Raw genomic sequence first — 25,293 nt, forward strand, 5'->3', positions numbered from 1 at the left:
CGTGCGCACGTTCGGACGGGCGCCCCGGGCTGTCAGTGGCTGCCGATAGGCTGAAAGCATGACGCCCGCCGAGCAGCCAACGGCCCACAACCCGGCCCCCGACGACGCCCTTGTCGCGGACTCCCGCGAGCGCGCCGTCCGCGCCCTGCTGCGCGGCCCGCAGCTGAAACGGCTGTGGAGCGCACAGCTCGTGGGCGGAGTCGGTGACACCCTCGCCCTGTTGGTGCTGATCGTCCTGGCCCTCCAGGCGGCGATCGCCGAGGGCTCCTTCGGCGGCGGCTACCGGGGCGTGGCGTTCGCAGTGGCGACCGTCTTCGGGGCGCGCATCCTGGCGACGCTGCTCTTCGGAGCCGTACTGCTCGGGCCGCTCACCTCCCTCACCGCACAGGAAGGCCTGCTCGACCGGCGCTGGACCATGGTCGGTGCGGACGGTGTGCGGGCCGCGCTGCTGATCGTCGCCCCGCTGTGGATCGACTGGACGCCGGACGACGCGCTGGCCGTGATCCTGGTCACGGTCTTCGTGACCGGAGTCGCCGAGCGCTTCTGGACGGTGTGCCGCGAGAGCGCGGCCCCCGCCCTGCTGCCGGCCCCGCCCCTTGAGGGCGCGACGGTACGGCCGTTGCCGGACCACATGGACGCCCTGCGGCGCCTGACACTGCGTACGACCTTCGTGGCGATCCCCCTCGCGGCCGCCGCGCTCGTGGTGGCGGGGCTGCTCAACAACCTGCTGGGCACCGGGATCGACTGGTTCGCCCAGCACCAGGCGGCCCTCGGCTCATATGTCGCGGCCGGTCTGTTCGCCGCGTCGCTGTCCGTGCTGACCTTCCTGGAGCTGCCCGCCACGCGCACCCCGCGCGCGCGGTCGCCGCTCGAGGGACTGCGCCGCCCCCGCACGGGCTCGGGCGTCGACAACGGCCGGACGGGCGCGCTGCCCCTGCTGGTGCTCGCCTGCGCCGCCGTCGCCGGAGCGGTGGCGGCGGCCGTCGCCGTGTCCGTGCTGCACGCCAAGGACCTGGGCGGCGGCCCGGTGACGTACGGGCTGCTGGTGCTGGCGCTGACCGGCGGTGTCGTCGTCGGGATCCGTACGGCTCCTTCGGTGCTGCCCGCCCTGTCGCGGCGCCGGCTGCTCGCGCTGGCGATCGCCTTCACCGGGGTCGCGCTGCTCGCCGCCGGGCTCGTCCCGGACGTCACGACCGTGCTGCTGATCGTCGCCCTGGCCGGCGTTGGCGCGGGCGTGGCCGCCAACACCGGGCACACCCTGCTCGACCAGGAGACCGAGGACTACCGGCGCGCCCGCACGACGGAGCACCTGCACGCGGTCGTGCGGGTCTGCGTGGCCCTGGGTGCCCTGCTGGCGCCTGTGGTGGCGGCGGGGATCGGGCCGCACCGGCTGGAGAACGGCAAGTTCGTGTTCGCGCACGGCGGGGCCGCGTTCACGCTGATGCTGGTCGGCGCGCTGCTGCTGCCGGTGGCGGCGCTGGTGCTGGCCAAGGTCGACGACCGCTCCGGTGTGCCCCTGCGGCAGGACCTGCGGGACGCGCTGCTCGGCGGCGACGACCCCGTCACGACCCCGGCGGCCGGCGGCTTCTTCATCGCCCTGGAGGGCGGCGACGGGGCCGGGAAGTCGACGCAGGCCGAGGCGCTCGCGGAGTGGATAAGGGCCAAGGGCCACGAGGTCGTGGTGACGCGCGAGCCGGGGGCCACGCCCGTCGGCAAGCGGCTGCGGTCGATCCTGCTGGACGTGTCGTCGGCGGGGCTGTCCCACCGCGCGGAGGCGCTGCTGTACGCGGCCGACCGCGCGGAACACGTCGACACGGTGGTGCGGCCGGCGCTGGAGCGGGGTGCAGTCGTCGTCTCCGACCGGTACATCGACTCGTCGGTGGCCTACCAGGGGGCGGGCCGTGATCTGTCCCCGACCGAGATCGCCCGCATCAACCGCTGGGCGACGAACGGTCTTGTGCCGCATCTGACGGTGCTGCTGGACGTCGCGCCGGAGACCGCCCGGGAGCGGTTCACGGAGGCACCGGACCGGCTGGAGTCGGAGCCGGCGGAGTTCCACGCGCGCGTGCGGTCCGGATTCCTGACGCTGGCCGCCGCCGACCCCGGGCGCTACCTGGTCGTGGACGCGGGCCAGGAGCCCGAGGCCGTCACGACCGTCATCCGGGCCCGCCTCGACATGGTGCTGCCCCTGTCCGAGGCCGAGGTGAAGGCCCAGGAGGAGGCTCGCAAGGCCGCCGAGGAGGAGGCCCGCCGCAAGGCCGAGGAAGAGGCCGCGCGCAAGGCCGAGGAGGAGCGCCTGGAGCGCGAGCGCCTCGCGGAGCTGGAGCGACTGCGCGCCGAGGAGGAGGAGCGCAAGCGCCGCGAGCTGGAGGAGGCGCAGCGGCGCGAGGCCGAGCGGCAGGCGGAGGAGGCCCGGCAGCGGGCCGAGGAAGCGCGTCGGCGTGCCGAGGAGGAGCGGGCCCGGCTCCTCGCGGAGGAAGAGGCGCGGGCCGCCGAGGAAGCGCGCCGCAAGGCCGACGAGGACCGGCGGCGCAAGCAGGCCGAGGACGAGGCCCGACTGCGTGCCGAGGCCGAGGCGCGGCGCCTGGAGAAGCAGCGCAAGGCCGAAGAGGCGCTGGTCCGGGCCGAGGAGGCACGGCGACTGGCCGAGCAGGCCGCGGCTGCCGCGGAGGCGGGGCCGGCGGCTGATGCGCCTTCCGCGACTCCGGCCGCTCCTGTGGACGCGGCGACTGTGCCCACCCCCGTGGTGAAGCCGCCCAAGGCGACCGGTGGGTCGGCGGACGAGACGACGGTGTTGCGGCTGGTGCGGGACCGGGAGGAGACCGAGAACCGGTCCTCCGGCGTGGCCGACTCCGAGGTGACCGCCGAACTGCCGAAGCCGCCTGCCGGGGCGGCGGACGAGACTGCGGTGCTGCCGCCGGTCGTTCCCGGGGCGGCCGATGAGACGGCGGTACTTCCGCCGGTGCCTCCGGGCGCGGCGGACGAGACAGCCGTGCTCCCGCCGGTCGTTCCCGGTGCCGCCGACGAGACGGCCGTACTGCCTCCCGTACGGGGTGAGGCTCCCGTGGACCGGGTGCCGCAGGGGTTCTTCCGTGACGAGGGCGAGGACCGGACGCGGGAGTTGCCGCAGGTCGACGAGCAAGGGGCGCCGCGGCGACGGGCCCGGTCCGACTGGGCCGAGGAGACTCCGCTGGACGATCTGCCCACGCTGGCCGACGAGTTGCTCGGTCCGCGGCGGGACGACGACGGGTTCGACGACGACCGGGGGCGGGGCCGGGGCCGCGGCCGTCGGGGCTGAACCCGGGCCCGCGGCAGGCTCGTCAGCTCTCGTGGAAGGGCCGTTGGCCGGGCGGCCGGACCGCGTTGTCAGTGGGCACCCCCACAATGGAAACCCGCAGCACGAACCGTGACGAAAGGGCGGGGTGACCCATGACCGTATGGGACGACCTGGTGGGGCAGGAGAAGCTGAGCGAGACGCTCGCGGCCGCCGCCCGCGATGCCGACGCCCTCGTCACCGCCGCCACCATGGGCACGCCGCCGCCCGAGGCGTCCAAGATGACGCACGCCTGGCTCTTCACCGGCCCGCCCGGCGCAGGTGTCACCCAGGCCGCGCACGCCTTCGCCGCCGCGCTCCAGTGCGTGAGTCCCGACCGGGCGCTCGGCGGCGCCCCCGGCTGCGGCTTCTGCGACGGATGTCACACTGCCCTCATCGGCACGCACGCGGACGTCTCCACGGTCGCCGCCGTCGGCTCGCAGATCCTCGCCGACGACATGCGGGACACGGTCCGCAAGTCGTTCACCTCGCCGGCGACCGGCCGCTGGCAGATCATCCTCGTCGAGGACGCGGAGCGGCTGAACGAGAAGTCCGCCAACGCCGTCCTCAAGGCGGTCGAAGAGCCCGCCCCCCGCACGGTCTGGCTGCTTTGCGCCCCCTCGCTCGAAGACGTCCTGCCCACCATCCGCTCCCGCTGCCGTCACCTGAACCTGCTGACACCCTCGGTGGACGCGGTCGCCGACATGCTCGTACGCCGCGAGGCCATCGAACCCGCCGTCGCCGCGGCCGCCGCCCGCGCCACCCAGGGCCATGTCGACCACGCGCGCCGCCTGGCCACCGACCCGGCGGCCCGGGAGCGCAGAGCCGCGGTGCTGAAGCTGCCGCTCCGCGTCGACGACGTCGGCGGCTGCCTCCGAGCGGCGCAGGAGCTGGTCGACGCGGCCGCCGAGGACGCCAAGCAGCTCGCCGCGGAGATGGACGACAAGGAGACCGAGGAGCTGAAGGCGGCGATGGGCGCGGTCCAGGGCGGCCGGATGCCGCGCGGCACGGCGGGGGTGATGAAGGACCTGGAGGACAAGCAGAAGCGCCGAAGAACTCGGACGCAGCGCGACAGCCTCGACCTCGCCCTGACCGACCTCACCGGCTTCTACCGCGACGTCCTCGCCCTCCAGTTCGGCTCCCGCGTGGCCATCGCCAACGCGGACGCCGAGGACACCCTGGAACGGCTCGCGCGCGCCGGCTCCCCGGAGTCCACACTCCGCCGCATTGAGGCGATCGCCGCCTGCCGCGAGGCCCTCGACCGGAATGTGGCCCCGTTGCTGGCGGTGGAGGCGATGACGATGGCGCTGAGAGCGGGTTGACGGCGTAACTCGTACGAGGCACTCAACTCCACACAGAGAGCGATCGATACGTCGCACACGGTTACGCTCGCTGGATGCACATGAGGCGCACGAACCGTAAGAGGCATGCGATCCGTACCGGTGGCACCGTCTTCGCAGCCGTCGGCGCGCTGCTCGTCTCCGCCTGCTCCGCCGGGAGTTCGGCGAGTTCCGCGAGCGCGGCGGCTGAGGCGGCGCTGGTCGCGCTGCCGAAGGCCACGCCGTCCGCGCTCTCCTCGTACTACGGGCAGAAGCTGCACTGGCGCAGTTGCGGTGTCCCAGGGTTCGAGTGCACCACGATGAAGGCGCCCCTCGACTACGAGGAGCCCGCCTCCGGAGACGTCCGGCTCGCGGTCGCCCGTAAGAAGGCCACGGGACCGGGCAAGCGCATCGGCTCGCTGCTCGTGAACCCGGGCGGGCCGGGCGCTTCGGCGGTCGGCTACCTCCAGGCGTACGCGGGGATCGGCTACCCGGCGGAGGTCCGCGCGGGCTACGACATGGTCGCGGTCGACCCGCGTGGTGTCGCCCGCAGCGAGCCCGTCGAATGCCTCGACGGGCGGGAGATGGACACGTACACGCAGACGGACGTCACGCCCGACGACGAGGGGGAGGCCACCGAACTCGTCGACGCGTACAAGAAGTTCGCGGAGGGTTGCGGCGCGGACTCGCCCGATCTGCTCCGCCATGTCTCCACCGTGGAGGCGGCGCGGGACATGGACATCCTGCGGGCGGCGCTGGGCGACCGGAAGCTGAACTATGTGGGGGCCTCGTACGGCACCTTCCTCGGGGCGACGTACGCGGGGCTGTTCCCCGATCGGGCCGGCCGGCTCGTCCTGGACGGGGCGATGGACCCGTCGCTGCCCGCCCGCCGGATGAGCCTCGACCAGACGGCGGGCTTCGAGACGGCGTTCCAGTCGTTCGCGAAGGACTGCGTGCAGCAGACGGACTGTCCGCTCGGCGGCAAGGGCACGACGCCTGCCAAGGTCGGCGACAACCTCAAGGCGTTCTTCGGCAAGCTGGACGGCCGGCCCATCCCCACGGGCGACGCGGACGGCCGCAAGCTCACCGAGTCCCTCGCGACCAACGGCGCGCTCGCGGCCATGTACGACGAGGGATCGTGGGCGCAGCTGCGCGAGGCGCTGACCTCGGCGATGCGGGAGAACGACGGCGCGGGGCTCCTCTTCCTCTCCGACAGTTATTACGAGCGTGACGCCGACGGCAAGTACGCGAACCTGATGTACGCCAACACCGCCGTCAACTGCCTCGACCTGCCCGCCGCTTTCTCCACACCCGACCAGGTGCGGGACGCGCTTCCCGCCTTCGAGAAGGCGTCCCCGGTCTTCGGCGAGGGCATGGCCTGGTCTGCCCTGAACTGCGCGTACTGGCCGGTCAAGAACACGGGCGAACCCCACCGCATCGAGGCCGAGGGCGCCGCCCCGATCGTCGTGGTCGGCACGACCCGCGACCCGGCGACGCCGTACCCCTGGGCCCGTTCCCTGGCCGCCCAGCTCTCCTCGGCCCGTCTCCTCACCTACGAGGGCGACGGCCACACCGCGTACGGCCGCGGCAGCGACTGCATCGACTCCACGATCAACGCCTACCTGCTCCGCGGCACGCCTCCGACGGAGCGAAAGCACTGCTCATAGCTCTGCCGCCGGCCTCGGGACGCGGGCTCCGGGGCCGGTTCGGAGCACCCCCGGAAACTGTGTAGACTTACCGACGTTGCTGATCGCACCATAGGTGTGGGCAGCGCGCCGCCTTAGCTCAGATGGCCAGAGCAACGCACTCGTAATGCGTAGGTCTCGGGTTCGAATCCCGAAGGCGGCTCTGGGAAACCCTAGGACTCACTCGCCGTGACCTGGGGTTTTTCCTTTCCCTTTACCAATATGTGGTCTAAACCACTGCTCCATGAGGCGTGCAAGAGGCCCAATTGGGGCCCATCTGGGGCCCGAATTGGCAAAGATGGTCTTACGCATTGCAATGCGTAGGTCTCCAGTTCGAAACCCGAACGCGTCTCCAAGGTGAATCCCGGGTCGGGCCTGCGAACGGAGGCCTCCTCCTTTGAGTGACCATGGAATTCGGGTTAATTGGGCGCGCATGCCCTGCGATGGCGACAGGCGATCAGGGTGGTGCGCAGCCCTTGGATCAAGGGGCTGCCGCCCGACCGGGGTGCGGGAGAAACGGCCCGTACAGGAAACGGCCCGAAGGGGCACGCGGGGTGTGCGTGGACGCCGTGTGGGGCGCGGCAGCTGTGCTGGATCGAGGAGACGGTTCCTCTGGGGCCTGCCCGTGGTCGTGATCGGCGGGCCTGTAGGAGGCTGCTGATGACCCAGAGTCCCCGCCGGCCCTCTCACCGCGGACCGTTGATCGGCCGCGCCCGCCCGGTGACCCGTACCCGGGCATCCGCCGGGTCGATGTCGACCACCAGCTCGCTGGGGCGGCCCATGTCCTCGCCCTGCCGCAGGATGACCTTCGTTGGCTCTCGTACCAGGCCCAGGGACCGCAGGTAGCCGCCGAAGGCCGCCGCGGCCGCGCCTGTTGCCGGGTCCTCCACCACACCGCCGACCGGGAACGGGTCCCGGGCGTGGAACCGGTCGGCGGCCTCACGCCACACCAACTGCAGCGTCGTCCAGCCGTGCCGCTGCATCACCTCGGCGAGAGCGTCGAAGTCGTAGGCGAGATCCGCCAGCCGGCCACGCGTGGCGGCGGCCAGGACGAGGTGCTCCACACCGCCGAAGGCGACATGCGGCGGCAGTTGCGGGTCCAGGTCGCCTCCTTCCCAGCCCAGTGCGGCGAGCGAGGCGTCCAGCTCGTCCAGGGTGGCCGGGCGGGTGCGGGTGGGCACGCTGGTGAGCGTGGCCCGCACCGTCCCGTCGGCATCGGCGGACGTCGCCACCGGGATCTCCCCCGCCGGCGTGTCGAAGACGAAGGCGCCCGGCCCGATCCGCTCGGCGAGCGCCACCGCGGTGGCCACAGTGGCGTGCCCGCAGAACGGGACCTCGGCGAGCGGGCTGAAGTAGCGCACCCGGAATCGACTCCGCGCATCGTCGCGGACGGTGACGAACGCCGTCTCGGAGTATCCGACGCCGGCGGCGACGGCCAGCATCCCCGCGTCGTCGAGCGCCGCAGCGTCCAGGACGATGCCGGCCGGGTTGCCGCCTTCCGGGCAGGGGACCTCCGGCGTGAAAGCGGAGTAACGCAGAACGTCCAGGCTGGTTGAAAGGCTCATGTGGCTACGCTCTCACGTGACACCTATGCAGAGAATTGATGATTTCAGAAGAACGTCATCGTGATTCCCGATCGCTCAGCCTGTGGCCGGGTAGGGTCGGGCCATGGACACCCGGCTCCTGCGTACCTTCACCACTCTCGCCCGTACCGGGAACTTCACCGCCACCGCGGCCGAACTGCATCTCGCGCAGTCCACCGTCACCGTGCACATCCGGACGCTGGAGAAGGACCTGGGAGCACGGCTCTTCGACCGGCTCCCTCGCGGCGCGAAGCTCACCGACGCCGGGCGGCACCTGATCACCGACGCCGAAGCGGTACTGGACGCGGAGGCGCGGCTGCGCGCCACCGCCACCGGAAGCGGAAGCGAGGGCGGGCCGGTCTCCGGCCGGGTGGTGGTCGGTGCGGGCGAGACGCTCTGCTCGGCCCGGTTGCCCGGAGTGGTCGCCGCGCTGCTCCGCTCTCACCCCGGGATCGACGTCCACCTCCATCCCACGGGCACCGCCGAGGCCGTCGACGGGCTGCGCTCCGGGCGGCTGGATCTCGTGCTGCTGCTGGAGGAGCAGGCCGACTACGCCGACCTTGCCGCCGAACGTATCGCCGCCGAACCCCTGGTCCTCGTCGCCGCCCACGACCACCCGCTGGCCGGTCGGGACAGTGCTCCGGCCGGCTGGGAGGAACTGGCCCAGGAGCACTTCTTCCTGCACGAACAGGGCTGTTCCTACAGCGACCACCTCGCCCGGGAGCTACTCGCAGTGCCCGGTGCACGGCCCCGGATGACCAGGTTCGGCAGCATCGAGGCCGCCCGCTCCTGTGTGGCGGCCGGGCTGGGCCTGACCGTGATGCCGCGTGTCACCGTCAAGACCGCTCTGCGTGAAGGGCGCCTGACAGAGGTGGCAGGCCCCCACATCCCGGATGTCCCGGTGCATCTGGTGCGTCTGAGCAGACGCTGGCTGTCGCCAGCCGTCCGCGCCGTCGCCGAGGAACTGAAGCAGCACTTCGCTGTTGCCTGACATGCCTGTGCTTCCGCGTCCACGAAGATCCGGTGCCCACTGGCGCCGGACGGGGCGCCATGGACGCATCCGCAGGCTGGCTCAGGAGCCGGCCTCGGTCACTCGGTGCGCCGGTGAGGACACAGGGCATGGCCGTCCGGTGTCGCCCTGGCGAGTACCCGGCTGCTCTTCCGTTATGGCTCCCTCGGGTGGAGTCCCGGTGTACCGCGCCAGGTTCCCCTCACTGGTGTCGGGTACTGCGGCGATCCGCGTGGCACGTGCAGTCTTCCGGGCTGAGCAGCCCCGCACGATGCAGGGTGTCGCGCAGGAGGACGCCCGCCCAGAGCGACCCCACCCGCGTTCTGGAGCCGAAGAATCCGCTGAGGAGGATGCCTGCGCGGAGGTTGACGACTTCGTGCCACCAGCGCGCCGGGACGTAGAGCACGTCCCCCGGTTCGAGATCCACTGCGAAGAAGTCGTCACTGGCGGCCGAGGCGCCGTCGGTAGCAGCCAGCTCGGCGATGCCCACACGTGACAGCCGTGCCCAGGCGTCGTACTTGGTGGAGAGCGCTCCGGCTCGTTCGACGGTGCCGGGGCGCGCCAGGTAGAAGCGCTTCGTTCCCGCGATCTGGACGGCGAGGTTGTCCAGCAGGTCGTGGTGCAGGCCCGTGCGTGCCCGGGCAGGCCCGATCCATGTGCTGCAGGAGGCGACGGAGCCGCGCGGGAACATCCACTCATGCCTCAGATCGCCCCGAAGCCGAGGAAACTGCTTGAGCAGGTCGAACTCCTTCAAGTAGGTCTGGTCGTCACCGGCAGGGGAGTCCCTCGTCAGGGATTCAAGGTACTCACCCAGTGTGGACCGGGTGAATGCCGTACGGTCCTTCTCCCTGTTGCCCGCGACGAGTTGCACCGGCAGCGACGGGGCGAGGGAGGCGAGGTAGGGGAACGTCCAGGTGCTGACGGCCGGCCAGTCCGAGGCCGTCCCGCGGAAGACTGCCGGAGCCCCACAGCGCAGGTGGACTGCGAGAGCACCCATGGCCACCGGTAGGGGTCGGAAGTCGGAGGTCTCTGTCACTTCTTCCAGGTCCTCCCGGTCGTCCACGCCCCGCTGTCGCCGCCGTCGGCATCGCGGGCGCGCTCGCCGTCCGGTCCGGGGCCGGAGCGCTCGAAGACCCCCAAGCGGCCCAGTACGGGCATCAGCACCTCGTCGTGGTGCTCGCGGTGGAAGAGCATGTGCAGGCTCTCGTCCTGGGCGACGCGGGTGGGTGTCTGTTCGCAGACGGAGTCGCCGGAGCAGCGACCGGTGTCGCGGTGTGCGACCCGGGTGGCGCGTTCGTGGAACGACAGGTGCCCGGGCATCCCGGGTTCCCAGGCTTCTCCGCCCAGCACGCCGTTGAGGCCGGCCTCCACGACCGGTTCGAGGTCCTGCGACAGTCGGATGTCGGCGGTAGGGACAGTGGTCATACGGCTTCCCTGAGACGGTGAGGGGAACGCGCGAGCCGATTCTGCGGGCGTTCGTCGCGAGCTCGCGGAATGCCTTCCCGCTTCTGCGCGGGCGGCGAAGGGGGACCCGACGGCGACGAATCCGGGGGCATGAACGCCGCCCGCAGAATACCGGGAAATTCCATTGCGGCCGGAGAAGGTAACCGGGATCACACGCGATCCGCACCCCGAGTGAATACGAGATTTCGAATCCGTACCCGAGATGAACACCAGGTGTGCACTTTCCGTCGAGAACGCCGATGAACTTGCCCGAACGGACGATCGGTCGGGAGTATTTCGCTGCACCCAGATTCGGTTTCTCAAGAGAGCAGGGGATGCCCATGTCCAGCCCGCACCGAATGGCGCAGAGCCGTGTCGGAGGGGAATCGGATTCCGTCGCAGGTTCCGTCGGGGTCCGCTTCCTGCGGCAGGGTGATGTCGAGGCGCTCATCACGCTGGAGCAGGCGAAGTGGGAACAGGACCAGGCAGCCGGTCGCGCGGAGCTGGCCGCCCGCATCCAGGCGTATCCGCGCTTGAGCATAGGGGCGTTCGGGCCGGCGGGCGGAGCGGCACTGGCCTCGCTGTTCATGAAACCGATCACGACCGCGCAGTTGCGCTCGGCAGCCACCTGGGCCGACTGCGCCCGGGCAGAGACACCTGTAGCGGAGGCCACCAGATCTCTTTTCGGAATCAGCCTGAGCAGTGTCGACGCGGCTGCGGTGACCGCCATATTCGAGTTCTTCTGGCCGCACGCTCTCAAGCACGGTTGGCGGGACATCTATCTCGGATCCCCGATGCCCGGTCTGCGGACCTGGAAACGCGCCAACCCGGACACGCCGGCGGATGTGTATATGCGTGAAATACGTCACGGCCTCCCCCGGGACCCACAGCTGCGGTATTACCACGGCAAGGGATTCAAGGATGTCGTTTCCTGCAGACCCGGATATTTTCCGCACGCCGCGTCACTCGATCACGGAGCCGTTCTCCGCGGGCACATACCGTGGTCCGCCGGTGCCCCGCTCTGGCGTTTTGTGCCGCTGTCGTGGTTGAAGCAGATGCGGCAACTCCTTTTCCGGCTGGTGTGACCGGCATGAGCAGCGAACACACCGTCGTCATCGGAGCGGGCATGGCCGGGCTGCTGACGGCAGCGGTGATCGGGGCGACCGGCCGCCCGGTCATCGTCCTCGAACAGGACCGGAACCGCGGGGGTCCCGTCCCACGCGGCGGTGTCCCTCAGGGCCGTCAGCCGCATGTGCTGCTGCATCGCGGGCTGTGCGTGATCGAAGAGCTGCTTCCTGGACTGCGCGCGCAGTTGGTCGCCGCCGGCGGGGTGCCGCTGGACACGGGCGATCTGGCGTGGCTGGGCGAACGCGGATGGGCGCCGTTCGGCACACCCGCGTTCGAAGTGGTCTCCGCCACCCGCCCGTTGGTCGAGCACCTGGTCAGGCGGCGGGTGGCGGAGTTGCCCGGAGTGGAGCTGCGCGGCAGCGCGCGGGTGCGCGGCCTGAGCCGTACCGCCACCGCACCCGGCGGCGGCTGGCTCGTCGAGTGCTTCGACGCCCCGCCCGTAAGAGCCGGCCTCGTCGTCGACGCCTCCGGGCGCAGCTCCCGGCTGTCCGACTGGCTGACGCGGTGGGGAATCGAGGAGCCTGCGACCACCGTCGTCGACGCCGGATTCAGCTACGCGGGACGGGTCTATGCCGCACCGCCCGATCACCTCGGCCGGGTGGCGGGCATCGTCATGCTGCCGGTTCCCGGCGCACCGACCGGCGGGGTGGCGCTGCCCGTCGAGGGCGGGCGCTGGCTGGTGGCGGCGGTGGGCGCCGGAGACCACCGGCCGCCCCGCGACCCGGCCGGTTTCGACGCCTTCCTCAACCGGCTGCGGGACCCGGCGCTGGCCGACTTCGCCCGCAGCGCCCGCGCACTCGGCGACACCACGGTCCACCGCCGCACCCACAACGTGCGCCGCCACTACGACCGTCTGCCGCACAGGCCGGACGACCTCCTGGCCGTGGGTGACGCTCTGTGCGCCTTCAACCCGGTCTACGGCCAGGGCATCACCGTCGCCGCGACCCAGGCACTGCTCCTGCGGCAGACGCTGGCCGCGGGCGCCCGGCCGGGATGGGAGCGGAGGCTGATGCACCGCCTCCACCGGGCCGCGGCTCTCCCGTGGGCCATCGCCACCGGCGAGGACCTCCGCCACACCGGCGACAACCCCGCCTCGGGCATCGACGCGCTGTTCGGCCGCTGGTCGGGAGAGGTGGACCGGCTCGCCGCACACGGCAACCTGCGGGCCCAGCGCACCCTGGACCGGCTCTACCATCTCGTCGGCTCGCCGGCAGGCCTGCTCCACCCGGCGCTGCTCGCCGCCGCCGTCCGGGGATGCCTCCTCGGCCTGCCCGCCCCGTCCCCCCGGCCACCCCTCACAACCCCGCCGTGATGTCCCGGGCGGCAAGTGGCTCGGGCCGGGTCTCGGAGACTGCTTCGGCATGCGCGCCGGCCAGCTTCCTCGGCGAGCGCCTTGAGGCCGCTCAAGGTGACCTCAATGTTGGTGCGGAGCTCGGCAAGCCGGAAGGCCAGGATCTCCTCTTCCCGCTCCGGCGCACGCTCGATCGCCAGGCTGCCCCGGAACGCCCCGGTCCGATCCGCGCGACCCGCCGCAGCCTGCTGCCGGTCCCCTCCAGTTCGACCTCGAAGCGCCACGTGGCCAGGGGTCTCGAGGGGTCGAGGACCGGGTCACCGAACAGGCCGTCCGGATCGACGACCGCCCGGCCGAACACCCGCTGCTCCCCCCACTCGACGACGTGTGAGACGGTCCGCCACTCGCCGATCATCCGATGGCGGTTATACCCGGCGAAACCCGCCCCCACCGCGGGCCCCTCCGCGCCGTCGAGCCATTCCGCACGCTGCAGTTCGGGGCTCAGGCAGGCCGGCAGACCGATATCAGTCACCAGTCCCCGCACCCGCGCCGGAGCCGCTTCGACGTGGACGTCACAGCACACGCTCGGGCCCTCGGCATACCGCACCGGCGTACTTCCTTCGCAGTCCGGGCCGGAGGATCCGGCCTCATACGTGAATGTCTGCTCCATCACCGATGAGGCGTGGCTCCCGGTCAGCGCAGTCTCGCTCCTCAACTGTCGAAGTCGACGGTGAGCGTGTCGGAGGCGGCGAAGGTCTGGCAGGTGAGGACGTAGCCGGCGGAGACCTCTGCGGGTTCCAGGGCGTAGTTGCGGCGCATGTCGGCCCGGCCGTGGGTGACGAGGGCGCGGCAGGTGCCGCAGACGCCGCCCTTGCACGCGAACGGCAGGTCGGGGCGGGCCTGTTGGGCGCCGTCGAGAACGCTGCGGTGGCGCGGGGCGGAGTACGTGGTGGCCCGGCCGTCGAGGACCACGGTGACCTCGCTCGTCGGGACGTCGGCCATGGCGTCGTCCCGATCGGCAATCGGCGGGGCAGGCTGCGCGGGTGGCTCATCGTCGGCGTGGAACAGCTCCTGGTGGACGCGGTCGGCCGGGACGCCGAGGCCGGAGAGGATCGCCCGGGCGTCGCGAACCATGCCGTGCGGGCCGCACAGCCACCAGTGGCCGACCCCCTGGATGTCGACGAGGGCATCGAGCAGTGCGGTGAGCCGTCCGGTGTCGAGGCGGCCGGAGAGCAGTTCCGCTTCGCGCGGCTCGCGGGACAGGACGTGGGCGAGCTGGAAGCGGGCCGGGTACTCGTCCTTCAGGTCGGCGAGTTCGTCCGCGAACATCACGGTGCCGGTGCGCCGGTTGCCGTACAGGAGGGTGACGCGTGAGGCGCCGTCCGCGCCGAGGACCGACGCGGCGATGGACAGCATCGGCGTGATGCCGGATCCGGCGGCGACGAGCACATGGTGACTGGGTCGACCGGGGTGTCCGGCATCGGTGAGGTCGGGGGTGAAGGCGCCGGCCGGGCCCATGACGTCCAGGACGTCCCCGGGGCGTACGCCGTGGACGAGCCAGGAGGAGAACAGCCCGCCCGGTACGACGCGGACGCCGATGCGGGGCGGTGCTCCGGCCGGTGAGCAGATGGAGTACGAACGGCGCTCGTCGCGGCCGTCGATCTCGCGACGCAGGGTGAGGCACTGGCCGGGGAGGAAGGCGAACTCCTCGGCCAGGCGTTCGGGGATGTCGAAGGTGAGGGCGGCGGCGTCGGGGCACAGCAGCTCGACGGCGGCGACGCGCAGGGCGTGGAAGGCCGGACGGCGCCGGGACCGTGCCGCGACCGGTGTACGGGGATGGGGCATCAGATGTCCTTGACGTGTGGGAAGGGCTCCAGGCAGGCGCGGCAGCGTCTGAGTGCCGTGCAGGCGGTGGCGGCGAACCGCGATATCTCCTGGGTGTCCGGCGAGGCGCAGCGGGGACAGGGCACGACGGCCGGGGCCAGAGTCAGCCGGACCGGCCCCGGCGCGGAGTCCGGGTTCCGGCGTGCCCCGGGTGGCGCGACGCCGTGCTCCGTCAGCTTGCGGCGGCCTTCGGCGGTGATCCATTCGGTGGTCCACGGCGGGTCGAGCACTGTAACCACGCGGACGGCGCGAAAGCCGGCCGCGCGCAGCCGGGTGGCGACCTCGGCGCGCATCTCCGCCATCGCTGGGCAGCCCGCGTAGGTGGGGGTGAGTCGCGCGACGACCGTTCCGTCCTGCTCCACCTCGATGCCGCGGAGCACGCCGAGATCCGCGACGGTCAGCATGGGCAGCTCGGGGTCGGGGACCTCGGCGGCGATGTGGCGGGCGTGTTCCTGCGCTTCCCTGCGTCGCTCGACAGGGTCCGTCACGGTCACCATGCCGCTTCCGGGTGTGCGCGGGCGACGCTCTGCAGTTCGGCGAGGAGCGGCGCCAGATGATTCGTGTGGTCGCCGCTCCGTCCGGCGCCAGGGACGGAGGAGACGGACGCGGGTCCGAGCGGCAGAGCCTCGGACGGGTTCAGCCCGGCCTTCACGAGCACCTCGGCGAGCAGGAGCAGGGTCCGGTCGGTGACGGTGACGGTGGCGGGGTCGGCGCCGAGGTGTACCGCGGTGCGGTCGGCCAGCAGTTCGCCCAGCCAGGGCGCGATCTCGTGCAGAGCTGTTTCCATGCGGCACCGGGACTCGGCGGTCCCGTCACCGAGCCGCACGGTCCATTCGGCGGCGTAGTGACGGTGATAGGCCAGCTCCTTGACGCTCTTCGCGGCGATGGCGGCCAGCACCGGGTCCGGTGCGCCGGTCAGCGCCTCGAACTGGGCGAGTCGCCAGGTGGACGTCACCAGCAGCCGGGCGACGGTGAACGCGAAGTCGCCGCCCGGCAGTTCGGCGAGCCGTACGTTGCGGAAGTCGGCCGGATCACGGAAGTAGGCGTACGCGTCCTCGCCGCGGCCCGTGCCGTCGGCCCGGCCGGTCCTGGCATACAGCAGACGGGCCTGGCCGAGCAGGTCGAGGCCGATGTTGGCGAGCGCCAGCTCCTCCTCCAGCTCGGGCGCGCGGGTGCACCACTCGGCGAGCCGCTGGGCCGTCACCAGGGCGTCGTCGCCCAGCGCCAGACAGCAGGCGGCCAGCTCGCCGGCGTCGACGCCGTCCGGGACGGTCTGGTCCACGCCGTGCAGAGGGTCGGTGAAGCCGGTGCCGAACGCCCACCGCGTGTCGTCGTGGTCGACGTACAGGTCCTCGTCGCTCATGCGCTGCTCCTGGGTTCCTAGATGTGGGGGACGTCGTCGGGGATGTCGTAGAAGGTGGGGTGCCGGTAGACCTTGTCGGCGCTGGGGGCGAAGAAAGGGTCCTTCTCGCCGGGAGCGGAGGCGGCGATGGTGTCCGAGCGCACGGCCCAGATGCTGACGCCCTCGTTGCGCCGGGTGTACAGGTCCCGGGCATGGGTGAGGGCCATCCGGTCGTCGGCCGCGCGCAGGGAGCCGACGTGGACGTGGTTGAGGCCACGCTTGCCGCGGACGAACACCTCGTACAGGGGCCAGTCACCCTTGGTCGTCCCGCTCATGCCGCCCTACCTTCTTGCGCGCGTGCCGCCTGCTTGGCCGCGTGGGCGGTGGCCGCCTCACGCACCCAGGCGCCTTCCTCGTGGGCCGCCCGGCGCCGTGCGATCCGTTCGGCGTTGCACGGCCCGTCACCGGAGATCACCCGTTTCAGCTCCGCCCAGTCGGGGGTGCCGAAGTCGTGGTGGCCGCGCTCCTCGTTCCAGCACAGCTCGGGGTCGGGCAGGGTGACGCCCAGCTTGTCGGCCTGGGGGACGGTCATGTCGACGAAGCGTTGGCGCAGTTCGTCGTTGGTGTGCCGTTTGATCTTCCAGGCCATGGACTGCGCGGAGTTGGGCGAGTTGTCGTCGGGCGGGCCGAACATCATCAGCGACGGCCACCACCAGCGGTCGACGGCGTCCTGGACCATGGCCCGCTGTTCGTCGGTGCCGCGCATCATGGTCAGCAGCAGTTCGTAGCCCTGCCGCTGGTGGAAGGACTCCTCCTTGCAGACGCGCACCATGGCGCGTCCGTACGGCCCGTACGAACTCCGGCACAGGGGAACCTGGTTGCAGATCGCCGCCCCGTCGACGAACCAGCCGATCACGCCGACGTCGGCGAAGGTGCGGGTCGGGTAGTTGAAGATCGACGAGTACTTCTGGCGGCCCTCGATGAGGCGCTCGGTGAGGTCCGCGCGGTCGGCGCCGAGTGTCTCGGCGGCCGAGTACAGGTACAGCCCGTGGCCGGCCTCGTCCTGGACCTTGGCGAAGAGGATGGCCTTGCGGCGCAGGGAGGGCGCGCGGGTGATCCACTCGCCCTCCGGCTGCATGCCGATGATCTCCGAGTGCGCGTGCTGGGCGATCTGCCGGACCAGCGTCTTGCGGTAGCCCTCGGGCATCCAGTCGCGGGGCTCGACGCGCTGGTCGCGGGCAAGGGCGTCCTCGAAGGCCGACTCGAGGCTCTGGGGTTCCGGGGGTGCGCCGGTGGCGGCGGGTGCGTTCATGGTGTCCGTGTCCTTTCGTGCTCGCTGTGCGGGTGGGTCAGTGGCCGCGGAAGGCGGGGTTGCGGCGTTCGAGGAAGGCCGCGACGGCCTCGTGGTGGTCGTCGGTGGCGCCGAGCCGTCGCTGGATCACGGCCTCGCGCTCCAGCGCCGCCGGCAGGGGCGTGGTGGCGGCGGCCCGCAACAGTGCCTTGGTCTCCCGGTGGGCGGCGGTGGGTCCGTCGGCCAGGGAGCGGGCGAGGGCCAGCCCTTCTGCCGCGGCCGAGCCGTCCGGTACGACGCGGTGGACCAGGCCCCAGTGCTCGGCGTCCCGCGCGGAGAACTGGTCGCCCAGGAGCATGAGTCCCGCGGTCCGCGAGGGGCCCAGCTGGCGGGCGAGGGCGCGGGCGACGCCGGAGTCGGAGGCCAGCCCGATGCCGTTGAAGGCGGTCGCGAAGCGAGCACCGTCACCGGCGACCCGCACGTCGGCGCAGAGGGCGATGCCGAGTCCGGCCCCGACGCATGCTCCCTCGACGGCCACGACGAGCGGGACCGGCAGCGCGTGCAGCTCCTTGACCAGCGGGTTGTACTCGTTGGGGATGTTCGCGAAGGCTGCGGCGGGCGCGGTTTTCAGCAGCCGGGCGTGTTCCCTGAGGTCCTGGCCGACGCAGAAGTGCTTGCCGCGGGCGGTGATCAGGGCCGCTCGCACGCCGCGTGCGGTGTCCGTGGTCAGGCGCCGTGCCGCCATGAGGAGTGCGCTGCGCAGATGCGTGTCGAGGGTGTTGCCGCTCGCGGGTCCGCGCAGTTCGATGACGGCCACGGTGTCGGTGACGTCGTACGCCACCCCGTACGAGGCGGAGTACCCGCCCGCCCGGGTCTCGGTGGTGGTCGTCCCTTCGGTCACTGCCACGAGTAGAACCCCTGACCGGTCTTGCGGCCCAGTTCGCCTCGGGCGACCTTCTCCCGCAGCAGCCCGGGCGGCGTGAACCGTTCCCCGAGCGTCGCGTGCAGGTGTTCGGCGATGGCCAGCCGTACGTCGAGACCCACCACGTCGGTGAGGCGCAGCGGCCCCATCGGGTGCCGGTAGCCCAGACGCATGGCCGTGTCGATGGCCTCCGGGTCGGCGACCCCCTCCTCGACCATGCGGATCGCTTCCAGACCGAGGGCGAGGCCGAGGCGGCTGCTGGCGAATCCGGGCGAGTCCTGGACCACGACCTCCTGTTTGCCGAGGGCGTGCGTCCAGCCGACCGCCGCTGTGAGGGTCTGCCCGGTGGTGTCGGGCGCCAGGACCAGTTCGACCAGCGCGGAGACCGGCACGGGATTGAAGAAGTGCATGCCCAGGAAGCGTCCGGGGTGCTTCAGGGCCGCCGCGAGTTCGGTGACCGGCAGGGAGCTGGTGTTGGTGGCGAGCACGCACCGCTCCCCCACGGCCTGTTCGGCGGCGGCGAGCAGGCGGGCCTTGAGCGCGGCGTCCTCCGGTACCGCTTCGACGACCAGATCGGCATCGTGCGGCAGTTCGGCGATCGAGGTCACGGCGGTGACCTGGGCCGTATCGCCGTCGGCCCCCCGGCCGCCGGGCCCCCTGCGCTCGGCGGCGATCCGGTGCAGGGCGGCGGCCGCGGCCGCGCCGTCGTGCTCCACGACGACCACCGACGATCCGGCGGCCGCGAAGGACTGGGCGATACCGGCGCCCATCCGGCCTCCGCCGATCACCCCCACGACGGCGGGCGGTGCTGATGCCGAGATCATGCCCGGCCTCCGTTCTTCTGGTTCTTCTCGTTCTTCGCCAGGAAGCGCGTCATGCGCTCCTCCTTGTCGCGGCCCTCGAACAGCACGGCCTGGGCGAGGTCGTCGGCCACCGGATGGGCATCGGGAGCGTCCGTGACGAGCTTGGTCAGGCGCAGGGCGAGTGCGGAGGAGCGGGCCATGCGGTCGAGCAGGGCGTGCGCTTCGGCGGTCAGCCGGTCGGCCGGTACGACGTCCATGACCAACCCGCAGGCGAGCGCGGCAGGCGCGTCGAGGTTCCGCCCGGCGAGCAGGACCTGCTTGGCCACCGACTCGCCGACCAGCTCCCTCAGCCGCCAGCACGCCCCGGCGGCGGCGAGGATGCCCAGGCCCGGTTCGGGGTTGCCGAAGACGGCGTCCGGTCCGGCGATCCGGATGTCGCAGGCGTACGCCAGTTCGGCGCCGCCGCCGAGCGCCCAGCCGTCCACGGCGGCCACGGTGGGCATGGGCAGCCTCCGTACCCGTTCGAACAGGCGGCTGTTGATGCCCTGAAGCGCCTCGTCGCGACCGCGCCCGAGCAGTTCGGCGATGTCGGCGCCCCCGGCGAAGACTCCGCCATGGCCGGTGAGCAGCAACAGCCTGGGAGCGCGCTCCAAGTCCTCGCAGACGCGGTGCAGTTCGGCGATCATGCGGCCGCTGATGGCGTTGCGGGCCTCGGGCCGGTGCAGGGTGACGACGACCCGGTCCACGCGCTCCTCGACCAGCAAGGTGTCGTACGACGTGCTCGTGGACGTACTCGTGGACGTACTCATGGCCGCTCCACCAGCATCGCCACGCCCTGCCCGACCCCGACGCACAGGGTCGCCAGGCCCCGGCGGACGTCCTCGCGTTCCATGCGGCCGAGGAGGGTGAGCAGGATGCGGGCGCCGGAGCACCCCAGCGGGTGGCCGAGGGCGATGGCGCCGCCGTCGGCGTTGACCCGGTCCTCGTCGAGCTTCAGCCTGCGGACGACCGCCAACGCCTGGGCGGCGAAGGCCTCGTTCAGCTCGACCGCGTCCAGGTCACCGGCCGTCCAGCCGGCCCGGTCCAGCGCCTTGGCGGTGGCCGGCACGGGACCGAGCCCCATCAGGTGGGGCTCGGTCCCGGCCGAGGCGGCGGTGACGACACGGGCCCGGGGAGTGAGCCCGTACCGTTCGACCGCCGCCCCGCTCGCCACCAGCAGGGCCGCGGCCCCGTCGGACAGCGGCGAGGAGTTGCCCGCGGTCACGATTCCGTCGGCGCGGAAGACGGCGCGCAGTCCGCCTAGCTTCTCCAGCGAGGTGGAGGGCCGGGGCCCCTCGTCCTGGGTCACCTCGCCGTCCTTCACCGGCACCGGGACGATCTCCTGCGCGAAGCGGCCGGCCTGCTGGGCGGCGAGCGCCCGCCGGTGGCTGCGCAGCGCGAAGGCGTCCGCGTCGAGGCGGGTGATGCCGTCCAGGGCGGCGACCTCCTCCGCCGTCTCGCCCATCGACAGGGTGGTCGTGGCGGGGAAGCGTGGGTTGGTGAAGCGCCAGCCGATGGAGGTGTCGTGGACCTCGCCGGGCCGGGCCCAGGGCGTGCCGGGTTTGGCCATCACCCAGGGGGCGCGGGTCATCGACTCCACTCCTCCCGCCACGACCAGGTCGGCTTCCCCTGCCCGTATGGCCTGGGCGGCCGAGGCGACGGCCGTCAGCCCGGAGGCGCACAGCCGGTTGACGGTGTATCCGGGCACGGTGTGCGGCAGTCCGGCCAGCAGTACGGCCATCCGGGCCACGTCCCGGTTGTCCTCACCGGCCTGGTTCGCGGCGCCGAGGATCACCTCGTCCACGGCCTCCGCCGGGATCCCGGAGCGCCGTACCGCCTCCCCGACCACGAGGGCGGCCAGGTCGTCCGGGCGTACGGACGCCAGGGCGCCGCCGTAACGGCCCTGCGGGGTGCGGGCCCCGTCGATCAGATAGACCTCGTCAGGCATCGGCGTTCTCCTCGGCGAGTGCGGGCGCGTGGCGGCGGGACTGGACGACCGAGAAGCGGCCGGTGACGAACGCCGGGTCGGTGAGGGCGGCGTTGGCGGCGGGGTTGGCCGCGGTGCCGTGGAAGTCGCTGAAGGCGGCGGACTGGTTGACGAAGACGCCGCCGGTCAGGTTCTCGGACAGGTGGACGCCCGCTTCCAGGGCCGTGGCCCGCGCCACGTCCAGCACGGTGTCGTCCGTCGTGTACACGGAGGCGGTCAGGGCGCCGTGCCGCCGCACGGTGTCGTGCAGCAGCCGCAGACCGTGTGCGGTGGAGTCGGTGCCGATGACGAAGGAGACCGGCCCGAACCACTCACTGGTGTACGTCTTCTCGTCGGCCTCGGCGTCGAGCCGGGCCACCAGCGGTGTGCGGACGACCGCGTCCGGGTGGTCGGGGTGGGCCGGTTCGCGGGAGGGGTGGGCGGTACGGCCCAGGTCCGCCGCCTCCGCCAGACGTCCCAGTACCCCGTCGTTCACGATCGCGCCGAGGGTGGCCGCGGCGCGGCCGGGATCGCCGAGCAGCTTGTCCAGAGCGGCGCCCAGGTCGGCCGCGAACTCGTCTGCCGTACGCGGCCCTTGATCGGTCGGGAAGCCGTCGCGGGGGACGAGGATGTTCTGCGGGGTGGTGCACATCTGGCCGCTGTAGAGGGAGAGCGAGAACGCCAGGTTGCGCAGGAGCCCCGTGTAGTCGTCCGTGGAGTCGACGACGACCGTGTTGAGCCCGGACTTCTCCGTGTGTACGACGGCCTGGCGGGCATTGACCTCCAGCCAGTCGCCGAACTCGCTGGAGCCGGTGAAGTCCACGATGCGTACGTCGGGATGGGTGGCCAGGGCGGGCGCGGTGCGCTCATCGTCGCGCTCGGCGGCGAGCAGCACCACGTCCGGGTCGAATCCTGCCTCCGCCAGGACCTCGCGGGCGATGCGCACGGTGATCGCCAGCGGCAGTACGGCCCGCCGGTGCGGCTTGACCACCACCGGGTTGCCGGTGACCAGGCTCGCGAAGAGCCCCGGATAGCCGTTCCAGGTGGGGAAGGTGTTGCAGGCGATCAGCACCGCCACCCCGCGTCCGACGGGGGTGAAGGTCTTGTCCATGACGAGCGGGCCGCCCCTGCGCTGCGGCTTGCTCCAGCGGGCGGTGGCCGGATGGCGCCGCTGCTCCTGCCAGGCGTACGCGACCGCTTCGAGGCCGCGGTCCTGGGCGTGCGGGCCGCCCGCCTGGAAGGCCATGACGAAGGGCTGGCCGGTGGTGTGCTGGACGGCGTGCGCGATCTCGAAGCTCGCCGCGTTCAGCCGGGCGAGGATCTCGGCCGCGACGCCAGCCCGGGTGTCGGGGCTCGCGGCACGCCACGCCACGGCCGCGGACCTGGCCGTCGCGACGGCCACCTCGGGCACCAGGCAGGGGTAGCTGATGCCGAGGGGGAAGCCGTAGGGGGAGACCTCGGCGGCGGGGACGGTGCCGGTCGTGGGGTGCCCTTCGAGGGGGAAGGGGCGGCCGAGGAGACCACGGAAAGCGGCCTCGCCCAGCTCGGGTGCCCCGGCTCCGTACGCGGAGGTGCCGGGGGTTTCCGGGTAGGGCGACCAGTGGTCGCGGGCGGTCGCACGTTCCGCCGCCTGGTGGAGCAGATCCGTATGGCGTGCGAAGAAGTCGGGGTGTGGGTCAGCGGACACGAGGGGCTCCTGGCCGAACGTTCGGTAGGTGAGTGGGTGCGGAGCACCCAGGCGGGCGGAATGGAGCGGAATGGAGAAGGGGCCGGATCAGGCGTCGGCGAGCAGGATCGCCGGGCTCTCCACGCAGTCGGCCACATAGCGCAGGAAGCCGCCGGCCACGCCACCGTCGCAGACCCGGTGGTCGAAGCTGAGGGAGAGCTGCATGACCTTTCGGACGGCGAGCGCGCCGTCCACCACCCAGGGCTTGTCGACGATGCGGCCCGCGCCGAGCAGGGCGGCCTCCGGGTGGTTGATGATGGGCGTGGAACCGTCCACGCCGAACACGCCGTAGTTGTTGAGGGTGAATGTCCCGCCGGTCAGACGGTCGGGCGGGAGGCTCCCGTTGCGGGCGAGCTCGGTCAACCGGCTGAGTTCGGCGGCCAGTTGTACGGTCGTCATGCGGTGGGCGTCACGGACGACGGGGACGACCAGGCCGCGTTCGGTCTGGGCGGCGAAGCCGAGGTGCACCTCACCGAAGCGGACGATCTCCCGCCGCTCGGTGTCCACCGTGGAGTTCAGCTCCGGGTAGCGGCCGAGGCCGGCCACGCAGATACGGGCCAGCAGGGCCAACAGCCCGATGCGGCGGCCGGGTTCGGCGGCCTCCAGCGCCTTCTTGGCCTGGAGCAGCCCGGTCGCGTCCACGTCGACCCAGGTGGTGGCGTCGGGGATCTCGGTACGGCTGCGGGAGAGCTTGTTCGCGATGGCACCCCGTACTCCGCGCAGCGGGATCCGCTCGGGACCGTCGGGTTCCCCGCGTCCCTCGAGGGCGGGTGCCGATGCCCGCTGCGCCGGGGTGTTCGGTGCGGGGGCGGGTTCCGTCGGCACCTGCGTGGTGGCCCGGACGATGGCCTGCTCCACGTCCCGTCTCAGGACGACACCGGCGGGACCGGACGGCGCCAGACCGGCGAGGTCGACACCGTGGTCCCGGGCCATCCTCCGTACGAGGGGGGAGATCGCCCGGGGTGCGTGCGGCGGCCCTGCCACGGCCGGAGAGGGGTGGCCGTCGTGCGCCGGTGTTCCGACGCCGGTCGGAGCCTCGGCGTCAGCAGACGCGGCACCGGCGCGCGATGCGCTCGCGCCCCCGGACACCTCGCCCGTGGCCACCACGGCGGCGCGCCGACGGCGGCGGCGCGAAGTCGCCGGGCCGTGCCCGGTGCCGTAGCCGATCAGGACGTTGCCGGAACCGGCCTGTTCCTCCTCCCGGTAACGCTCCGCGGCCGCGTCGACCGACACCGGCCCGCCCGACGTCGTACCGGAGGACCCGACACCGCCGGAGGCGTCCGCGCCCACGGTGATCAGCGGCTCCCCCACCGCCAGCGCCGTACCCGCCTCCGTGTGCAGTCGCAGCACCGTGCCCGCGTACGGGACCGGTACCTCGACCGCGGCCTTGGCGGTCTCGACCTCGACGACGATCTGGTCGATCGCCACCGTGTCGCCGACCGCGACCTTCCACTCGACGATCTCGGCCTCGGCCAGTCCTTCGCCGAGGTCGGGCAGCCGGAACAACTGCTCCTGGAGCGTTGAGGTGGTCATGCGACCGCTCCCCTCAGCAGGTGCCGGGTGTCCGGCTCGTCGGCGAACTGCAGGCGGTCGACGGCGTCGAGGATCCGGTCGACGCCGGGCAGGTGCGCGTGCTCCAACTTCGGCGGCGGATACGGGATGTCGAAGCCGGTGACCCTCAGGACGGGCGCTGCCAGCGAGTGGAAACAGCGTTCCTGGACGCGGGCGGCGATCTCCGCTCCGACCCCGGCGAAGCCCTGGGCCTCCTGGACGACCAGGCAGCGCCCGGTCCGGCGTACCGATGCCGTGACCGTCTCGTCGTCGAAGGGCACCAGGGTCCGCAGGTCCACGACCTCCAGTTCGATGCCCTCGGCCGCGGCGGCTTCCGCGGCGGCCAGGGCCACCGGAACCGACGGCCCGTACGCGACGACCGTGGCGTCACGGCCCTCCCGCCGGATCGCCGCCCGCCCGAACGGCAGCGCGCCGCGCCGCTCCAGGTCGGTGTCCTCCCTCGACCAGTACAGCTTCTTCGGCTCCAGGAAGACCACCGGGTCGGGGTCGGCGACGGCGTCCCGCAGCAGCCAGTACGCGTCCTCGGCCGTCGCCGGGGTGACGACCTTGAGTCCCGGCGTGTGCGCGTAGTACGCCTCGCTGGAGTCGCAGTGGTGCTCGACTCCGCCGATGCCGCCCGCGTAGGGGATGCGGATCACCATCGGCAGCGTGAGGCGGCCCCGGGTACGGTTGCGCAGCTTGGCGACGTGCGAGGCGATCTGCTCGAAGGCGGGGTATGCGAAGGCGTCGAACTGCATCTCCACCACGGGCCGGAAGCCGCCCATCGCCATGCCGACGGCCAGTCCGACGATGCCGGCCTCGGCCAGCGGGGTGTCGAAGCACCGCTGCTCGCCGAAGTCGCGGGTCAGTCCGTCGGTGATCCGGAAGACGCCGCCGAGGGGGCCGACGTCCTCACCGAAGACGAGTACGCGCTCGTCCTCGCGCAGTGCGTCGCGCAGAGCGGTGTTCAGCGCCTGCGCCATCGTGACCTTGGCCAT

Annotated in this window: 21 protein-coding genes and 1 tRNA gene; 7 read left to right on the forward strand and 15 right to left on the reverse strand. The window is 72.2% G+C overall.

The genetic code is table 11. The features are described 5' to 3' along the window. Positions 1-58 precede the first annotated feature (58 nt). From tmk to AC5DRG_RS29765, 4 genes are all read left to right on the forward strand, one after another. A complete protein-coding gene (gene tmk / locus AC5DRG_RS29750) occupies positions 59-3,298 on the forward strand; it encodes a dTMP kinase (protein ID WP_491802522.1) in 3,240 nt (1,079 codons plus the stop codon). 131 nt (positions 3,299-3,429) lie between these two features. Next, positions 3,430-4,635 carry a DNA polymerase III subunit delta' gene (locus tag AC5DRG_RS29755; protein ID WP_491802523.1) on the forward strand — a complete coding sequence of 402 codons (1,206 nt, stop codon included), beginning with the start codon at positions 3,430-3,432 and terminating at the stop codon, positions 4,633-4,635. Between the two features lie 74 nt (positions 4,636-4,709). Then, complete coding sequence (locus tag AC5DRG_RS29760) at positions 4,710-6,299, forward strand: alpha/beta hydrolase (protein ID WP_491802524.1); 1,590 nt, start codon at positions 4,710-4,712, stop codon at positions 6,297-6,299. Between the two features lie 107 nt (positions 6,300-6,406). After that, positions 6,407-6,480, forward strand: a tRNA-Thr gene (locus AC5DRG_RS29765). Positions 6,481-7,003: 523 nt separating this feature from the next. Here the strand turns inward: AC5DRG_RS29765 and AC5DRG_RS29770 are convergent. Beyond that, positions 7,004-7,882 (reverse strand): PhzF family phenazine biosynthesis isomerase, encoded by an 879-nt coding sequence (locus AC5DRG_RS29770; protein ID WP_491802525.1) that lies wholly within the window; start codon positions 7,880-7,882, stop codon positions 7,004-7,006. 103 nt (positions 7,883-7,985) lie between these two features. Between AC5DRG_RS29770 and AC5DRG_RS29775 the strand changes: the two genes are divergently transcribed. Next, positions 7,986-8,891, forward strand: a complete 906-nt coding sequence (locus tag AC5DRG_RS29775; protein WP_491802526.1) for a LysR family transcriptional regulator — start codon at positions 7,986-7,988, stop codon at positions 8,889-8,891. 220 nt (positions 8,892-9,111) lie between these two features. On the opposite strand, the gene AC5DRG_RS29780 is transcribed toward AC5DRG_RS29775, so the two are convergent. Together AC5DRG_RS29780 and AC5DRG_RS29785 are read right to left on the reverse strand one after the other, a co-directional pair. Then, the gene (locus AC5DRG_RS29780) at positions 9,112-9,906 is read right to left on the reverse strand and encodes a cupin-like domain-containing protein (RefSeq protein WP_491802528.1); all 795 of its coding nucleotides are present in this window, start codon (positions 9,904-9,906) and stop codon (positions 9,112-9,114) included. 35 nt (positions 9,907-9,941) lie between these two features. Beyond that, positions 9,942-10,334, reverse strand: coding sequence for an acyl-ACP desaturase (locus AC5DRG_RS29785; RefSeq protein WP_491802529.1), 393 nt, complete (start codon positions 10,332-10,334; stop codon positions 9,942-9,944). A gap of 359 nt (positions 10,335-10,693) precedes the next feature. Here AC5DRG_RS29785 and AC5DRG_RS29790 point away from each other — a divergent pair, with 359 nt between their 5' ends. Beyond that, positions 10,694-11,437, forward strand: a complete 744-nt coding sequence (locus tag AC5DRG_RS29790) for a hypothetical protein (RefSeq protein ID WP_491802531.1) — start codon at positions 10,694-10,696, stop codon at positions 11,435-11,437. A 5-nt stretch (positions 11,438-11,442) separates the two neighbouring features. Then, on the forward strand, positions 11,443-12,792 hold the full coding sequence (locus AC5DRG_RS29795; protein ID WP_491802532.1) for an NAD(P)/FAD-dependent oxidoreductase: 1,350 nt from the start codon (positions 11,443-11,445) through the stop codon (positions 12,790-12,792). A 690-nt stretch (positions 12,793-13,482) separates the two neighbouring features. Here AC5DRG_RS29795 and paaE read toward each other — a convergent pair. From paaE to AC5DRG_RS29855, 12 genes are all read right to left on the reverse strand, one after another. Next, positions 13,483-14,616, reverse strand: a complete 1,134-nt coding sequence (paaE, locus tag AC5DRG_RS29800; RefSeq protein WP_491802533.1) for a 1,2-phenylacetyl-CoA epoxidase subunit PaaE — start codon at positions 14,614-14,616, stop codon at positions 13,483-13,485. Beyond that, positions 14,616-15,152 (reverse strand): 1,2-phenylacetyl-CoA epoxidase subunit PaaD, encoded by a 537-nt coding sequence (gene paaD, locus AC5DRG_RS29805; RefSeq protein ID WP_491802534.1) that lies wholly within the window; start codon positions 15,150-15,152, stop codon positions 14,616-14,618. The genes paaE and paaD overlap by 1 nt, the downstream gene beginning before the upstream one ends. After that, on the reverse strand, positions 15,146-16,018 hold the full coding sequence (gene paaC / locus AC5DRG_RS29810; protein ID WP_491802535.1) for a 1,2-phenylacetyl-CoA epoxidase subunit PaaC: 873 nt from the start codon (positions 16,016-16,018) through the stop codon (positions 15,146-15,148). The genes paaD and paaC overlap by 7 nt, the downstream gene beginning before the upstream one ends. A gap of 17 nt (positions 16,019-16,035) precedes the next feature. After that, complete coding sequence (paaB, locus tag AC5DRG_RS29815; protein ID WP_491802536.1) at positions 16,036-16,332, reverse strand: 1,2-phenylacetyl-CoA epoxidase subunit PaaB; 297 nt, start codon at positions 16,330-16,332, stop codon at positions 16,036-16,038. Further along, a complete protein-coding gene (gene paaA, locus AC5DRG_RS29820) occupies positions 16,329-17,309 on the reverse strand; it encodes a 1,2-phenylacetyl-CoA epoxidase subunit PaaA (protein WP_491802537.1) in 981 nt (326 codons plus the stop codon). The genes paaB and paaA overlap by 4 nt, the downstream gene beginning before the upstream one ends. 37 nt (positions 17,310-17,346) lie before the next feature. Then, positions 17,347-18,195, reverse strand: coding sequence for an enoyl-CoA hydratase/isomerase family protein (locus tag AC5DRG_RS29825; protein ID WP_491802538.1), 849 nt, complete (start codon positions 18,193-18,195; stop codon positions 17,347-17,349). Next, a complete protein-coding gene (locus tag AC5DRG_RS29830) occupies positions 18,186-19,034 on the reverse strand; it encodes a 3-hydroxyacyl-CoA dehydrogenase family protein (RefSeq protein ID WP_491802539.1) in 849 nt (282 codons plus the stop codon). The genes AC5DRG_RS29825 and AC5DRG_RS29830 overlap by 10 nt, the downstream gene beginning before the upstream one ends. Beyond that, the gene (locus tag AC5DRG_RS29835) at positions 19,031-19,822 is read right to left on the reverse strand and encodes an enoyl-CoA hydratase/isomerase family protein (RefSeq protein WP_491802540.1); all 792 of its coding nucleotides are present in this window, start codon (positions 19,820-19,822) and stop codon (positions 19,031-19,033) included. Before AC5DRG_RS29835 ends, AC5DRG_RS29830 begins: the two co-directional genes overlap by 4 nt. Next, entirely contained in the window at positions 19,819-21,000 is a 1,182-nt protein-coding gene (locus tag AC5DRG_RS29840) for a thiolase family protein (RefSeq protein ID WP_491802541.1), read from the reverse strand. The genes AC5DRG_RS29835 and AC5DRG_RS29840 overlap by 4 nt, the downstream gene beginning before the upstream one ends. After that, on the reverse strand, positions 20,993-22,705 hold the full coding sequence (gene paaN, locus AC5DRG_RS29845) for a phenylacetic acid degradation protein PaaN (protein WP_491802542.1): 1,713 nt from the start codon (positions 22,703-22,705) through the stop codon (positions 20,993-20,995). The genes AC5DRG_RS29840 and paaN overlap by 8 nt, the downstream gene beginning before the upstream one ends. 87 nt (positions 22,706-22,792) lie before the next feature. Further along, a complete protein-coding gene (locus AC5DRG_RS29850; protein ID WP_491802543.1) occupies positions 22,793-24,277 on the reverse strand; it encodes a dihydrolipoamide acetyltransferase family protein in 1,485 nt (494 codons plus the stop codon). Then, positions 24,274-25,293 (reverse strand): alpha-ketoacid dehydrogenase subunit beta, encoded by a 1,020-nt coding sequence (locus AC5DRG_RS29855; RefSeq protein ID WP_491802544.1) that lies wholly within the window; start codon positions 25,291-25,293, stop codon positions 24,274-24,276. The genes AC5DRG_RS29850 and AC5DRG_RS29855 overlap by 4 nt, the downstream gene beginning before the upstream one ends.

It is taken from the genome of Streptomyces sp. JLBG701 (genome assembly GCF_058544905.1).

Excerpts from the sequence above, each read along its gene's own strand:
- tmk (WP_491802522.1), top strand. The coding sequence starts at position 59 with ATGACGCCCGCCGAGCAGCCAACGGCCCACAACCCGGCCCCCGACGAC.
- AC5DRG_RS29755 (WP_491802523.1), top strand. The coding sequence starts at position 3,430 with ATGACCGTATGGGACGACCTGGTGGGGCAGGAGAAGCTGAGCGAGACG.
- AC5DRG_RS29760 (WP_491802524.1), top strand. The coding sequence starts at position 4,710 with ATGCACATGAGGCGCACGAACCGTAAGAGGCATGCGATCCGTACCGGT.
- AC5DRG_RS29770 (WP_491802525.1), bottom strand. The coding sequence starts at position 7,882 with ATGAGCCTTTCAACCAGCCTGGACGTTCTGCGTTACTCCGCTTTCACG.
- AC5DRG_RS29775 (WP_491802526.1), top strand. The coding sequence starts at position 7,986 with ATGGACACCCGGCTCCTGCGTACCTTCACCACTCTCGCCCGTACCGGG.
- AC5DRG_RS29780 (WP_491802528.1), bottom strand. The coding sequence starts at position 9,906 with ATGGGTGCTCTCGCAGTCCACCTGCGCTGTGGGGCTCCGGCAGTCTTC.
- AC5DRG_RS29785 (WP_491802529.1), bottom strand. The coding sequence starts at position 10,334 with ATGACCACTGTCCCTACCGCCGACATCCGACTGTCGCAGGACCTCGAA.
- AC5DRG_RS29790 (WP_491802531.1), top strand. The coding sequence starts at position 10,694 with ATGTCCAGCCCGCACCGAATGGCGCAGAGCCGTGTCGGAGGGGAATCG.
- AC5DRG_RS29795 (WP_491802532.1), top strand. The coding sequence starts at position 11,443 with ATGAGCAGCGAACACACCGTCGTCATCGGAGCGGGCATGGCCGGGCTG.
- paaE (WP_491802533.1), bottom strand. The coding sequence starts at position 14,616 with ATGCCCCATCCCCGTACACCGGTCGCGGCACGGTCCCGGCGCCGTCCG.
- paaD (WP_491802534.1), bottom strand. The coding sequence starts at position 15,152 with ATGGTGACCGTGACGGACCCTGTCGAGCGACGCAGGGAAGCGCAGGAA.
- paaC (WP_491802535.1), bottom strand. The coding sequence starts at position 16,018 with ATGAGCGACGAGGACCTGTACGTCGACCACGACGACACGCGGTGGGCG.
- paaB (WP_491802536.1), bottom strand. The coding sequence starts at position 16,332 with ATGAGCGGGACGACCAAGGGTGACTGGCCCCTGTACGAGGTGTTCGTC.
- paaA (WP_491802537.1), bottom strand. The coding sequence starts at position 17,309 with ATGAACGCACCCGCCGCCACCGGCGCACCCCCGGAACCCCAGAGCCTC.
- AC5DRG_RS29830 (WP_491802539.1), bottom strand. The coding sequence starts at position 19,034 with ATGATCTCGGCATCAGCACCGCCCGCCGTCGTGGGGGTGATCGGCGGA.
- AC5DRG_RS29835 (WP_491802540.1), bottom strand. The coding sequence starts at position 19,822 with ATGAGTACGTCCACGAGTACGTCCACGAGCACGTCGTACGACACCTTG.
- AC5DRG_RS29840 (WP_491802541.1), bottom strand. The coding sequence starts at position 21,000 with ATGCCTGACGAGGTCTATCTGATCGACGGGGCCCGCACCCCGCAGGGC.
- AC5DRG_RS29850 (WP_491802543.1), bottom strand. The coding sequence starts at position 24,277 with ATGACCACCTCAACGCTCCAGGAGCAGTTGTTCCGGCTGCCCGACCTC.
- AC5DRG_RS29855 (WP_491802544.1), bottom strand. The coding sequence starts at position 25,293 with ATGGCCAAGGTCACGATGGCGCAGGCGCTGAACACCGCTCTGCGCGAC.